We start from the raw sequence: 13600 nt of genomic DNA, 5'->3' as shown, positions 1-13600 counted from the left end.
TGATTTTAGGCAATATCTAATCATATTAGGCTGCTATTCTCTCATCGATTTATACAAAAAATATAAAGAGGTAGCAATGAACGTTAGTCGCAGAAAGTTTTTTAAAATCTGCGCTGGCGGGATGGCAGGTACAACTGTAGCTGCGTTAGGTTTTATGCCTGGAATGGCAATAGCTAATGTACGTGAATATAAATTACTTCGCTCTAAAGAGACGCGTAATACTTGTACCTACTGTTCTGTCGGTTGTGGATTACTAATATATAGCATGGGCGATGGCGCCATGAATGCTAAATCCGCGATATTCCATGTCGAAGGTGACTCAGACCACCCGGTAAACCGTGGTGCTTTATGCCCTAAAGGGGCTGGCCTGCTCGATTATATCCAAAGCGAAAATCGTTTACGTTATCCTGAATATAGAGCGCCAGGCTCTGATAAGTGGGAACGCATTAGTTGGAATGATGCTTTCACCCGCATTGCACGCTTGATGAAAGATGATCGCGATGCGAATTTCATCGAAAAAAATGCGGAAGGAACAATGGTAAACCGTTGGTTATCAACAGGGATGCTTTGTGCATCTGCTGCCAGTAACGAAACGGGAATGTTGACACAAAAATTCGCCAGATCGCTAGGTATGCTAGCGGTTGATAACCAAGCGCGTGTCTGACACGGACCAACGGTAGCAAGTCTTGCTCCAACATTTGGTCGCGGTGCGATGACCAACCACTGGGTTGATATCAAAAATGCCGATGTTGTCGTCGTTATGGGCGGTAATGCTGCGGAAGCACACCCTGTTGGGTTCCGCTGGGCAATTGAAGCGAAAAATAATAATGATGCCACACTGATTGTCATAGACCCGCGTTTTACGCGTACCGCATCAGTTGCTGACCATTATGTCCCAATCCGTTCAGGTACCGATATTACCTTTTTATCGGGCGTTTTGCTGTACCTGATTGAAAATCAAAAAATTAATGCTGAATATGTTCAGAACTACACTAATGCATCGTTGATTGTTAGAGATGATTTTGATTTTAACGATGGCTTATTTAGTGGTTATGACGCTGATAAGCGCAGTTATGACAAAACCAGCTGGAATTATAAGTTTGATGAAAATGGTCACGCATTACGCGATGACACATTACAAGACCCACGTTGCGTGTGGAATTTACTTCACAAGCACGTGTCACGTTATACACCTGATATTGTTGAACAAATTTGTGGAACACCAAAAGCAGACTTCTTGAAGGTTTGTGAAATCTTAGCGACAACAAGCGCGGCAGACAAAGCCGGGACTTTCTTGTATGCGTTAGGTTGGACACAACATACTGTTGGCGCACAAAATATTCGTACCATGGCTATGATCCAGTTACTGCTAGGTAACATGGGGGTTGCTGGTGGTGGTGTGAACGCGTTACGCGGGCACTCGAATATTCAAGGCTTAACAGATTTAGGGTTACTATCAACCAGTTTGCCAGGTTACCTGACACTACCTTCTGAAAAACATCAGAACATTGAAAGCTACCTTACTGCGAATACGCCAAAAGCAACATTGCCAAATCAGGTGAATTTTTGGAGCAACTATCCTAAGTTCTTCGTGAGTTTGATGAAGTCTTTCTATGGGGATTCCGCTCAAGCTGAGAACCAATGGGGTTATGACTGGTTACCTAAATGGGACCAAGCTTATGATGTAATGAAGTATTTTGACATGATGAGCAAGGACCAAGTGACTGGCTATATCTGTCAAGGGTTTAACCCAGTAGCGTCATTCCCTGATAAAAATAAAGTGGTTAGCTGCCTTAGTAAACTGAAGTACCTGATTGTTGTCGACCCATTAGTCACTGAAACGGCTAATTTCTGGCAAAATCATGGTGAGATGAATGACGTTGATACGGCTTCGATTCAAACCGAAGTGTTCCGTTTACCATCCACTTGTTTTGCGGAAGAAGATGGTTCGATAGCCAACTCAGGCCGTTGGTTACAATGGCACTGGCAAGCGGCAGATGCTCCAGGCGAAGCGCGTAACGATGGCCAAATATTGACCGGTATTCTGTATAAGATCCGTGAATTGTATGAAAAAGAAGGCGGCCAAGGCCAAGATCCTCTGATGCAAATGAAATGGAATTATAAGCAGCAATTCCATCCTGAATCAGAAGAAGTGGCGAAAGAAAACAACGGTGTTGCGCTGGTTGATCTTTATGATGCCGACGGCAATTTACAAGCGAAAAAAGGCGAGCTACTCAGCTCATTTGCTTTATTGCGTGCAGATGGTTCAACGGCGTCTTCTTGCTGGATTTATACCGGTAGTTGGACTGAGAAAGGCAACCAGATGGCAAATCGTGATAATAGCGACCCATCCGGAATCGGTAACACACTGGGTTGGGCATGGGCATGGCCTCTGAACCGCCGTGTGATCTATAACCGAGCTTCTTGTGACACCCAAGGTAAACCGTGGAATAAAGACCGCATGCTTATCGAGTGGAATGGTAAAAAATGGGTCGGTAATGATATTCCTGACTTTAATGCTTCTGCTCCTGAAGTAGGAACTGGGCCATTCATCATGCAACCAGAAGGTTTAGGTCGTTTATTTGCTATCGATAAGATGGCAGAAGGGCCATTCCCTGAGCACTATGAGCCATTTGAAACACCACTTGGCACTAACCCGTTGCACCCGAATGTAGTTTCTAACCCAGCGGCGCGGATTTTTGATGAAGACAAGAAACGTCTTGGTGACCACAAAGATTTCCCTTATGTCGGAACTACATACCGTTTAACAGAGCATTTCCACACATGGACCAAGCATGCTCGCTTGAACGCGATTGCCCAGCCAGAGCAATTTGTTGAAATCAGCGAAACATTAGCGAAAGCCAAAGGAATTGCGTTAGGCGATAAGGTCAAAGTCAGCAGTAAACGTGGGTTTATCAAGGCAGTTGCGGTTGTCACTCCTCGATTACAAACGCTGATGGTGGATGGAAAACCAATTGAAACAGTTGGACTACCTATTCACTGGGGCTTTGAAGGTGCGACTCAAAAAGGGTTTATCACCAATACGTTAACGCCGTCTGTCGGCGATGCTAACTCTCAGACACCTGAGTATAAGGCATTCTTAGTTAACATTGAGAAGGCGTAAGGGAGGGAACATGTCCATGCAATCTCAAGACATTATTAAACGTTCCGCGACCAATAGCATTACGCCTCCGCCACAAGCGCGTGATGATAAGCTTGAAGTCTGTAAGCTCATTGATGTGTCGTCTTGTATCGGCTGTAAAGCTTGTCAAGTGGCATGTTCTGAGTGGAATGATATCCGTGATGAAGTTGGCCATTGCGTTGGAGTTTATGATAACCCAACGGATTTAAGCGCAAAATCATGGACGGTGATGCGTTTTAGCGAAACCACTGAAATGGGTAAACTAGAGTGGTTGATCCGCAAAGATGGCTGTATGCACTGTACCGACCCAGGATGTTTGAAATCTTGCCCATCAGCAGGAGCAATCATTCAGTACGCAAATGGTATTGTGGATTTTCAATCAGAGCACTGTATTGGTTGTGGTTATTGTATCGCAGGTTGCCCATTCAACATTCCTCGATTAAATCCAAAAGACAATCGAGTGTACAAGTGTACTTTGTGTGTTGATAGGGTGAGTGTTGGTCAAGAGCCAGCATGTGTGAAAACCTGTCCAACGGGGGCTATCCGTTTCGGTACGAAAAAAGAAATGTTGGAATACGGTGCAGAGCGCGTAACGAAATTACAAAATCGGGGATATGCGCAAGCGGGAATTTATGATCCTGAAGGTGTGGGTGGTACGCATGTTGTTTATGTGCTTCACCATGCTGACAAACCTGAACTGTATCATGGCCTGCCTAAAGACCCACAAATTGATACACCAATCAATCTGTGGCAGGGCATCTTGAAACCACTTTCTGTCGTTGGATTTATCGCGACCTTTGCAGGGTTGATTTTCCACTATGTGGGAATTGGTCCAAACAAAGAAGTGAGTGATGAAGAGGAGAAAGATGACCATGAGTAAGAAAAGCAAAATGATTGTGCGGACAAAGTTTATTGATCGCGCGTGTCACTGGACGGTTGTCATCAGCTTCTTCTTGGTTGCTTTGTCGGGGATCGCGTTATTTTTCCCAACATTGAAATGGTTGACGGAAACCTTTGGTACGCCGCAAATGGGACGGATTTTACATCCCTTTTTTGGTGTGTTGATTTTCGTCGTGCTGATGTTTATGTTTGTTCGCTTTGTGAAACACAATATTCCAGATAAGCAAGACTTACCTTGGATTAAAAATATTGTCGAAGTATTGAAGGGTAATGAACATGAAGTGGCTGATGTCGGTAAATATAACGCCGGTCAAAAAATGATGTTCTGGAGCATCATGAGCCTGATTTTTGTGCTCTTGATAACTGGTATTATCATTTGGCGCCCTTATTTTGCACATTTATTCCCAATGTGGGTTGTGCGGTGGGGGTTATTGATTCATGCCGTTGCTGCGATTGTATTGATCCATGCCATTTTAATTCATATGTACATGGCATTCTGGGTTAAAGGTTCAATCAACGGAATGATCGAAGGGAAAGTTAGCCGCCGTTGGGCGCGAAAACATCACCCTCGTTGGTACCGTGATGTAGAAGCGAAAGAAGCCAAAGCCGAAGCTGAAAGTAAAAAATAATTTACGCAGTAGGTGCTAAATAACATTAAGCCATCACATTGTGATGGCTTAGTTTGTTGACAAAGCGGGATAAAAGCGTGGTTTTTCCCGCTTTGTGTTATCAGCCGAAAATCAATAAATTGATTTTCCTAATCTATTTTCAAAACCTATTAGATTTGCAGCTAAACATAATATGTTTGGCTGCAAATCTGAGCCATCACATTGTGATGGCTTTTTTGTGGGCATTTTTGTCTGAATAGTTTCTTATTGATGAGACTTGTTTAAAAAGTCACTGGCCTTGATGCGATACAACACATGCTCTTGCAACCAATGGCCATCAGGGAGTGCTGGGTGATAAAAGTTATTTAGTTGTTTTATCATTCCTAGTCTTTTCATTACGGATTCTGATGGTGAATTAACCACTGCCGTAAATGCAACCAGTTCGGGCAGATTTAGTTTATCAAAAGCGTATTCGATGACACGACTCGCTCCTTCAGTGGCGTAGCCATGATGCCAATATTCCGGTAACAAACGCCAACTTAATTCGACACAAGGTGAAAAAGGGAGTGTTGCTGAAGGAATATTTAAGCCGATAAACCCAATGAATTGTTTATTGGATTTTAATTCAACAGCCCATAATCCCCATCCCCCTTGTTGAGTAAATTTATCTATGATGGTTTGCATAAATTGTGCATTTTGCTGCTCATTAAGCACCGAAGGAAAATAATGCATGACATCGGGATGGCTATTCATTTGGTAAAGTAATTGCTTGTCTTCTTCTTGCCATCCACGCAGCCGTAAACGCGTTGTTTCTAATTCAATGATTTTCATAACTACTTCTTATCAAGACGCATATGAAGAATAGGGAATGGATTACCTTCGCCGTCTAATTCAGAACGTGCATATTGTGTAAAACCCATATGTTGATAGAACCCGATAGCTTGAGGATTTTGTTCGTTAACATCCAACTCAGTAATGCCTAAGGTATCAATGGCATATTGAAGCAGTTTTTTCCCTGTACCTTGGCCTCTACTTTCTTGGGAAATAAACAACATTTCAAGGCGGTGTTTATCGCACCCTAGAAAACCGGTCATATTGCCTACGCTATCGAATGTCACAAAAACAGCTAAATGCGGTAAATAAATATCTTTGATAGCAATTTTTAGTTCAGCAATTTTTTCTTCAGTTAAAAAATGGTGAGTTGCTCTCACTGAAGACTCCCAAACACGAATAATATCATCATCGTGTGCACGTGTTGCGCTTTGGACTATCATTATATTATCTCCGTGTATTGACTGGAAAATCTTAACTTCTCGTTTTTTTATGTCAATCGTTTGTTTTTAGTTTACCTTAAGGTTGTTTTTGAGATATTTATCGCAGAAAAAAAAGTCAACTTCGTCATTATTAGATAAGTTGCGGTGTGATTGTTCGCTGAGTTCTTTATATAGCGATGAACGTATTTTTCTTTGTTGCTTTAATTGTAGGGGTATATTAATGAAATATAAATTGCTAACTCTCTGTTTATCTACGGCATTATTAACACCTATTGCACCTGTATTAGCGAGTACAGATAGCAAAACAGATATGGTTTTAGATCAAGTTTTAGTCCTTAGCCGCCATAATTTACGTACACCTATCGTAAATACCGGTATTCTTACTGAAGTAACTGATAAAAAATGGCCTGCATGGGATGCACAAAGTGGTTATCTCACTACTAAAGGCGGCGCACTTGAAGTCTACATGGGGCATTATTTTAGGGAGTGGATCGACCAAAACAAATTACTTGCAGATGAACTGTGTCCAACAAGTAATGAGGATGTATATCTTTATACAAATAGTCTCCAAAGAACGATAGCAACTGCCCAATTCTTTGCTGCAGGCGCATTTCCAGGATGCAAGGTAAGTATTCATCATCAGCCTGAAATTGGTAAAATGGACCCTGTTTTTAACCCAATTATTACCAATGCCTCCCCTGAATTTAAACAGCAGGCTCTCGCTGAGATGGAGCAATATTTTAAAGGGCTATCACTGACTGCGGGTTATGAAGAGTTAGATAGTGTACTGAATATTCAAGATTCTCAAAAATGTAAAACAGACAAATTATGTAATTTAAATAGCCCAAAAAACAGCTTTATTATTGAAGCCGAAAAAGAACCGGGCGTTAGTGGTCCATTAAAAATTGCAAATTCAGCGGTGGATGCGATAGACCTTCAATATTATGAAGGGTTTCCTGCAAATGAAGTGGCTTGGGGGCTTGTGAATACCCCTGAAAAATGGAAAAAACTGAATACGTTAAAAAATGCTTACCAAGAAACGTTATTTACGCCAAAAATCATTGCAAAAAATGTTGCTCATCCAATACTCAATTATATCGATAAAGGCTTTGTTTCGGTCGATAAAGGAGAAACAGCAAAATTTATATTCTTAGTCGGTCATGACTCGAATATTGCGTCACTAATGTCAGCAATGGATTTTAAACCGTATCAATTACCAGAGCAGTATGAACATACCCCGATTGGGGGTAAATTGGTGTTCCAACGCTGGACTGATAAGCAAGCAAATAAAGATTTTATGAAAGTAGAATATGTCTACCAAACTGCAGACCAGCTTAGGGATAATACATATTTATCATTACAAACACCGCCTAAACATGTCACATTAGAGCTAAAAGGGTGCCCAATTGATAAAAGCGGCTATTGTTATTGGGAAGATTTTCAAAAAGTCATGGCGACAGCCTTAGAACAGTAATCACGGTATATTGATGCCCTACTAACTTGAGTAGGGCATCATTTTTTGGGAAGATAGCGAAATTATATATTGGGTTTATTAATATCTTATGTGGACAAAATAGTCACTATGCCTATTCAGTTTTTTCAGCTAAATCAAATTGCTACCGCAGATCTTATCGCATTGAATACTCATCCAGCTGTACTTGAACATATGCCTTTAGGGAGCAGCCATTTCGATGAACAGGCCTGCCAGCAGTGGGTCGCAGGAAAAAAGCTGCATTGGGAGCAACATGGCTATGGAGTATGGGCCATTATGATTGATGACCAATTTGCCGGCTGGGGAGGGTTACAAAATGAAGCGGGTGATGCAGATTTAGCTTTAGTGTTACATCCTAAGTTTTGGGGAAAGGGAAAATCTATTGTTAAGAATATTATTAATAAAGCTTTTACATCACTGAAGGTTGAGTCAGTTACAATACATTTACCGTTAACTCGCAAGAAGATATCCGCGATTTTACGTTATGGTTTTACTGAAGAACTCATTGTTGATTTTGATGGTATTCCTTTTAAGCGTTATAGATTAAGCCATTCATCAGTTTTATAGCATAAAAAAACCCCGCTAAAAAAGCAGGGCGTGAAAATCACGAAAATGTTTATGAGCCTTTAATTTACCCTAAATGAACACATAAATAGCCCTATAAAGTGTATGTCTTTGCTGTTTTTTGTAACAATCATTAAGGCTAAACCTTTTATTTGTAAAATGGGTTTGCTTAAGCTTCAAATAGTACTTTAGTCTTTATTATCTAACCACTAATACACTGGTTTTTGCATAACGAACTACTGAGGCGGCATTAGAACCCAGCAAATAGGTTGACATACTCGGGCGGCGTGAGCCTAATAAAATAATATCGGCGTTGATATCTTCTGCGGTTGCCAAAATTTCGTCTTTAACAGAACCAACGGTTGCTTTCGCCTTTATTTTATCTGCTGGGATATCAAATAGTTTAATTTTTTCTTTTAATTCGGTAAGAATAATTTCAGCTTGCTTTTCATCGTCAGGGAAGTCCCCTGGTAAGATGGTGCCACCATAGCGTAAGTAGTTTGAAATTGGTGCGGTTACGGCAAGAAAGTGCACTGTTGCATCATTCAATTTTTGTAGCGAATTAACATGAGGAACTAATAAATTAGTGAGAGCATCTTCGGTTACATCGATCGGAACTAAAATTGTATTGTACATAATATCTCCCTTTCTCTTTTATATTATAAGTTTAGAACAATATCATACATTGTGAAATTGATTATTAATAGTAATGAATTTATTGGTGGAAGGGTGTGAGCAAGTAGCCGTAATAAGATTTTTCATCAAAAAAAGAGGGGGACCTGATGCCATTATAATGAATAACATCAGGTAAAATGCAGGAAATATTGGGGTAGATTTATTTTTTTACGCAAGCTTCTTTTAAGCCAGCTTTGCAGGCTTGAGCTAGATATTCAGCTGCAGATTTTTCATTGATTTCAATTCCTTCACCACTTTCTAGCATTCTACCGACTTGGTATTGTGCGGGTGGAAATTTTTTATCAGCAGATTTTTTGAACCATTCAAAAGCCGTAATATAATTTTGTTTTACACCAATACCTTGATAGTAAAACTGGCCCATATAATTTTGGGCTTCAACATTGCCTTTATTGGCTGATTTTTCGAATAGATCCATCGCTGTTTCAAGGTTAGCCTCAACGCCATTACCATTTAAATACATGTCCCCTAGAAACAACTGAGCATCAGAATTGCCCTTATTCGATGCCATCGTTAACCATTTTTTTGCTTTACCATAGTCCTGTTTAAGCTCATTCCCAAGATAATAGCCAATTCCCAACATGACTTGCGCTTTTACATCGCCTTTTTGTGCTTCCTGTTCGATACGTTTGATAGTTTCTTTGGGAACCGCAGCGACACTTAGGTTAATTGAAAAGGCACATAAAATAATAAATGAAAGAATTCTAAGCATAATTTGATATCTTATTTTAGCGTTGTTTATTTCTATTTTTAATAAAATGTTTCAATGAGATTTATTACCAACAAAGTGTATTACATAAAGAAAAGTTTACATCAAAATACGTAATATAAAATAAGCTATAAGCCTGAGAGGTTTACGCATTTTTAGAGTTATTGGCATCATCTATACTCTACGATTTTAATTTAAAAATATCAATATATAATAAAAATATACAATATATAGTGTATGGGGTTTCCTATCTTTTAGCCACGTTATGTGTTTGTTGTAACAAGATATTAATAAGAAAAATGATTAAGAAGTCATACCAGGCAAATGAAAAGATAAGGGAATGGAATATTAGTTGATATTTTAAGTGTGGTTTAAGGCGTTAGGGGGATTATTTTATAAAAACATTTAATACGAATAAATTTTCGATATAAAACACATCAGAAGTGAGAAAAGTGAATTAAATAAGGGCGGGCTGATGTGTTATTAGAAAGGTGTGAATTAAAATTTACAGAATTCACACCTTTAGCAATATAAACAAAACCTTTATGTTGATGGCTTAAAAAAGCTTATGACTCAAATAGTGGGGTAGGTTTGCCATTGTCATCAATTGCAACAAAATTAAACTGGCCATGTATCACTTCTTCACGACCTTCGGAATACATATCTTCTAAAAAAATCGATACATTGACCGTCAAACTGGTTCTTCCAACTCGAATGACTTTACCCACCAACTCAACAATGGTTCCTGAAGGGATTGGATGAGTAAAATTAATTTTTTCAGTGGAGACCGTAACGAGGCGCTTACGGCTAAACCGTGTTGCGGTAATAAAAGAAACCTCATCCATCCAAGCGAGAGCAGTACCGCCAAATAGGGTGCTGTGGTGGTTCGTTGTTGTTGGAAATACCACTTTAGAGACGCGAGAAATGGATTGCTCAATTTTTTGTGTGATGACATCGTCTGCGATGGAACTCATGGTCTACCTTACAATTGTTACTTAGTATGCTAGTAATTGTTAAAAGCAATAATGTTAAAGGCTAAGTGTAATACTCATTTCAAACTAATTCAGCAATAAATGTGAAGTGAATCGTTCCGGCAGGGGGATTTTTGAGAATGTCAGCTGTAGCTAAAATCAAAAAGGGAATATTAAAGGCCCAAAGTTCAAATTATGAGCCTTTAAATTATAATGGGGTATGGAATTAATTATCTAAATACTCTGCACTCATACGAACAGCTTTTGCATTGTTGCCACTTTTAACACAAGAAACTAAAAACGCTTTAGATTCAGCCCAGATAGTGGCAGAAAAATCTTCGCCATCAAGATCTTTTTCAATGGTAACAGGGTATTTTTCAACGCCTTCAAGCCACTCGATTAACCCTGATTTACACGTTGGGAAATCGTCTTTTGCGATAGAACCATCTAAAACAGGGGCTGCAATTTGTGGTTTATTGTTATCAGCAATCATGTCCTCTAATTGCTCTACGGTGTAACTTTTTTCAGCGAAAGCTGTGGCACTTAACAGTGAAATCGCTATTGCCAATAGTAATTTATTCATAATCACTCCATTTGATTTAAGTCTCGAATACTAAGCAATAGAGCCACAATAGGCAATAAAAAAACCCTTCATATTGAAGGGTTTTTGTGAGCAAATTTTACAAACACATATTAACTAAATCTGTACAGACTAAATGGTTTCACATTCAGTGAGGGTTCTTTGCCTAATAACAAGTCAGCGGTGAGCTCGGAAGAAACAGGGCTTTCTGTCATTCCCCAGCCTGTCGCAGTATTGATAACTAGACCTGGGTATTCATTGACTTGAGAAATGATTGGGTGCTCATCTGGTGCGATGGCCATAGCACCACTCCATTGGTCAATCAGTTTAGAATCCTTAAATGCAGGGAATTCTGTTTTTAATTTTTCAAATGATGCATTCAGCTCAGGCAAGTCAGGTAACGCAGTCATATTTCTGTGTTTTTCGAATGGTGAAACTTCATCCAGTTTCCAGCTTGTTGGTTCAGTAAATGAATTAATTAACTGTTCATTTAATGAAATATGGACAGGGAAATCTGGCATCGATAGCAGTGGAATGTATTTGTAGCCATAGACGAAGGAGTCTTTAACAACCGGAGCAACAATCACGCGAGGGGATGTTGCGTAGGTACCATCCGCTTGTTCACGGAAGAAAATATTGCCTGGTAAAGCAACGTTACCACCTGGTGCAGTTGGTGAACCGGTGATCAGTTGCTGAGATTGATAAGCCGGTAATGTTGGGACATCAACGCCTAAGTTTTGCATAAACAGTCTTGACCAGACTCCACCTGCAACAACAACACGCGAGGTTTTAATAGGCCCTTTCTCGGTGACGACATCAGAAATAACGCCTGCTTGTGTTTCTAAGCCTCTAGCAGCACAGTTAGTATAAATTTTGATACCTAATTTTTTCGCATAATCTGCCATGACGAAGGTCGCAATTTCAGCATCTAAGCTACCGGAGTCTTCTTCAAAACCTGCGATGGTCCATTTAGATTGTGCACCATTTAAACGTTGGTTGAGTTTAGCACCTTCAATGATGCGTGTTTTGAATGGAATATCTGAACCAACGTTTTTACTGCGAGTATCAATCCACTCTCTGACGTTAACTAAATCTTCTTCATCAAGAGGAACTTCAACACGACCTTGAGTACGATAGCTAGTATCTGCACCGACTTTCGCGTTCATCTCTCTCCAGCGTTGTTTTCCTAAGTGGTGGAGTAAGAAGGTTTCATCTGGCATTTTATACGTGATAACTTGGCCGTAGAAGCGGGATGATTGCTCGCCTGCAATGTTACCTTTTTCAACAATAACAACATCTAAACCGCGTCCAACCAGTTCAATTGCTGTCATAATTCCTAGAATTCCAGCACCAATAACAACGACGTCAGCTTGCTGTGGTAGAGGGCCTTCTGTTCCTGCGACAAAACCATGTCGCGGTTTACCAGGAACAAATCGACCTTCACGAGTTAACATTGGAGTTAAAATTCCGGCTCCTGCGGCAACGGCAACAACGCCACCACCAATCAAAAATTTTCTTCTAGTAATAGCCATTTTATTAAGTTCCTTATATCGAATGAGTTTTTCACAATTGACCAAAGCTTCAATTAGAAATATTTATAATTGTAATTATATCTTTAATAATGATTATAATTGTAAACTAAATTGAGCTGGAATTAAAATTTTTAGTTAAATGTTAAAAAATTTTTTTCTAGTATGAAATGAGTGCCAATATTTCAAGAAAAATAATGGCACTGGCGGAATTTAAGGAAGGGAAACAAATTAAAAAAAAATGGCTTTTATTTTAATCTTTTGATTTATAAAGCTTAAAGGTGGATTTGGCCAGTTAGGAACAAAACGGCATTACCCGTTAGTTTTACTCGATCAGAGGTTAGCTCGCAATGAATCACTCCTCCGCGTAATGAGATCTGATGACCAACTAATTGCTTTTTATTCAGTCGTTCTGCCCATATTGGTGCAATGGCACAATGTGAAGTGCCTGTTACAGGGTCTTCATCAACCCCTTTTGCAGGGGCAAAATAACGAGAAACAAAGTCATAATCGCTATTAGCACTTTCTGCTGTAATTGTTAATCCAGGTAGAGAAAGCTGTGAAAGCTTTAGCATATCTGGCTGGCAGTTTTGAACGAGTTCTGCACTTTCAAGAAAACACAGGTAACGGTCTTTCGCTATCCAAAGCTCTTTGATTTTAACTCCAAGGATGTCAGCGAGGTGTGGGTATTGGTCTGGATGACTTTGTACAGATTCAATAATTGGAAAATCGAGTGTAAACCCTTGAGCATTTTGTGTCACAACCAACTCACCTGATAAAGAGCTAAATGTTAAAGGATGAATGTTTTGTTGGAGCACATGGTTTAACACAAAGGCTGCGGCAAGTGTTGCATGACCACATAATTTTACTTCGACTTTAGGGGTGAACCATCGAATATGGCGGTCGACTAAAAAAGCGGTTTCTGACAAGTTAATTTCTGCGGCAATTGCAATTAGCTGTTCATCTGATAACCAGTTATCGAGTAATACAACCGCTGCGGGATTACCGTGAAAAAGGGTATCTGTAAAAGCATCAACATAGTAAATGGGAGCAGAGAGGCTCATTATAGGGTTTCCAAGAGTCATTATGGGATGATGAAAGGCCAGTATAGCGCCTATTTTATGAAATATAATAAGCA

13 protein-coding genes are annotated in these 13600 nt (G+C 39.7%); 5 read left to right on the top strand and 8 right to left on the bottom strand.

The window, feature by feature from the left end:
- Positions 1–76: 76 nt before the first annotated feature.
- From fdnG to fdnI, 3 genes are read left to right on the top strand one after another with little or no spacing between them, the layout of a single operon-like run.
- A complete protein-coding gene (gene fdnG, locus PSE60_RS09675; RefSeq protein WP_272665276.1) occupies positions 77–3124 on the top strand; it encodes a formate dehydrogenase-N subunit alpha in 3048 nt (1015 codons plus the stop codon).
- A gap of 10 nt (positions 3125–3134) precedes the next feature.
- Positions 3135–4022 carry a formate dehydrogenase subunit beta gene (fdxH, locus tag PSE60_RS09670; RefSeq protein ID WP_004909723.1) on the top strand — a complete coding sequence of 296 codons (888 nt, stop codon included), beginning with the start codon at positions 3135–3137 and terminating at the stop codon, positions 4020–4022.
- The gene (fdnI, locus tag PSE60_RS09665; protein ID WP_004909726.1) at positions 4015–4671 is read left to right on the top strand and encodes a formate dehydrogenase-N subunit gamma; all 657 of its coding nucleotides are present in this window, start codon (positions 4015–4017) and stop codon (positions 4669–4671) included. Before fdxH ends, fdnI begins: the two co-directional genes overlap by 8 nt.
- Positions 4672–4914: 243 nt before the next feature.
- On the opposite strand, the gene PSE60_RS09660 is transcribed toward fdnI, so the two are convergent.
- Positions 4915–5481, bottom strand: coding sequence for a GNAT family N-acetyltransferase (locus PSE60_RS09660; RefSeq protein ID WP_272665275.1), 567 nt, complete (start codon positions 5479–5481; stop codon positions 4915–4917).
- Between the two features lie 2 nt (positions 5482–5483).
- Positions 5484–5924 (bottom strand): GNAT family N-acetyltransferase, encoded by a 441-nt coding sequence (locus PSE60_RS09655; RefSeq protein WP_272665274.1) that lies wholly within the window; start codon positions 5922–5924, stop codon positions 5484–5486.
- Positions 5925–6144: 220 nt separating this feature from the next.
- On the opposite strand from PSE60_RS09655, the gene agp reads away from it, so the two are divergent.
- Both agp and PSE60_RS09645 read left to right on the top strand, forming a co-directional pair.
- Positions 6145–7398, top strand: a complete 1254-nt coding sequence (gene agp, locus PSE60_RS09650) for a bifunctional glucose-1-phosphatase/inositol phosphatase (protein WP_272665273.1) — start codon at positions 6145–6147, stop codon at positions 7396–7398.
- 108 nt (positions 7399–7506) lie between these two features.
- Positions 7507–7983, top strand: a complete 477-nt coding sequence (locus PSE60_RS09645; protein ID WP_272665272.1) for a GNAT family N-acetyltransferase — start codon at positions 7507–7509, stop codon at positions 7981–7983.
- A 195-nt stretch (positions 7984–8178) separates the two neighbouring features.
- Here PSE60_RS09645 and PSE60_RS09640 read toward each other — a convergent pair whose 3' ends face one another.
- From PSE60_RS09640 to PSE60_RS09615, 6 genes are all read right to left on the bottom strand, one after another.
- Entirely contained in the window at positions 8179–8616 is a 438-nt protein-coding gene (locus PSE60_RS09640; protein WP_004909739.1) for a universal stress protein, read from the bottom strand.
- A 199-nt stretch (positions 8617–8815) separates the two neighbouring features.
- Positions 8816–9385 (bottom strand): tetratricopeptide repeat protein, encoded by a 570-nt coding sequence (locus PSE60_RS09635; RefSeq protein WP_210835266.1) that lies wholly within the window; start codon positions 9383–9385, stop codon positions 8816–8818.
- Between the two features lie 563 nt (positions 9386–9948).
- Positions 9949–10356, bottom strand: a complete 408-nt coding sequence (locus PSE60_RS09630; protein WP_004909747.1) for an acyl-CoA thioesterase — start codon at positions 10354–10356, stop codon at positions 9949–9951.
- A 223-nt stretch (positions 10357–10579) separates the two neighbouring features.
- Positions 10580–10936, bottom strand: a complete 357-nt coding sequence (locus tag PSE60_RS09625; protein ID WP_272665271.1) for a hypothetical protein — start codon at positions 10934–10936, stop codon at positions 10580–10582.
- A gap of 110 nt (positions 10937–11046) precedes the next feature.
- On the bottom strand, positions 11047–12465 hold the full coding sequence (locus tag PSE60_RS09620) for an NAD(P)/FAD-dependent oxidoreductase (protein WP_272665270.1): 1419 nt from the start codon (positions 12463–12465) through the stop codon (positions 11047–11049).
- Positions 12466–12737: 272 nt separating this feature from the next.
- Entirely contained in the window at positions 12738–13526 is a 789-nt protein-coding gene (locus PSE60_RS09615) for a PhzF family phenazine biosynthesis protein (protein ID WP_272665268.1), read from the bottom strand.
- Between the last annotated feature and the right edge of the window lie 74 nt (positions 13527–13600).

It is taken from the genome of Providencia sp. PROV174 (assembly GCF_028480685.1).
Lineage (GTDB): Bacteria > Pseudomonadota > Gammaproteobacteria > Enterobacterales > Enterobacteriaceae > Providencia > Providencia rettgeri.
Note: the sequence above shows the minus strand (reverse complement) of the source record. Positions and strands in the feature narration are given on the sequence as shown.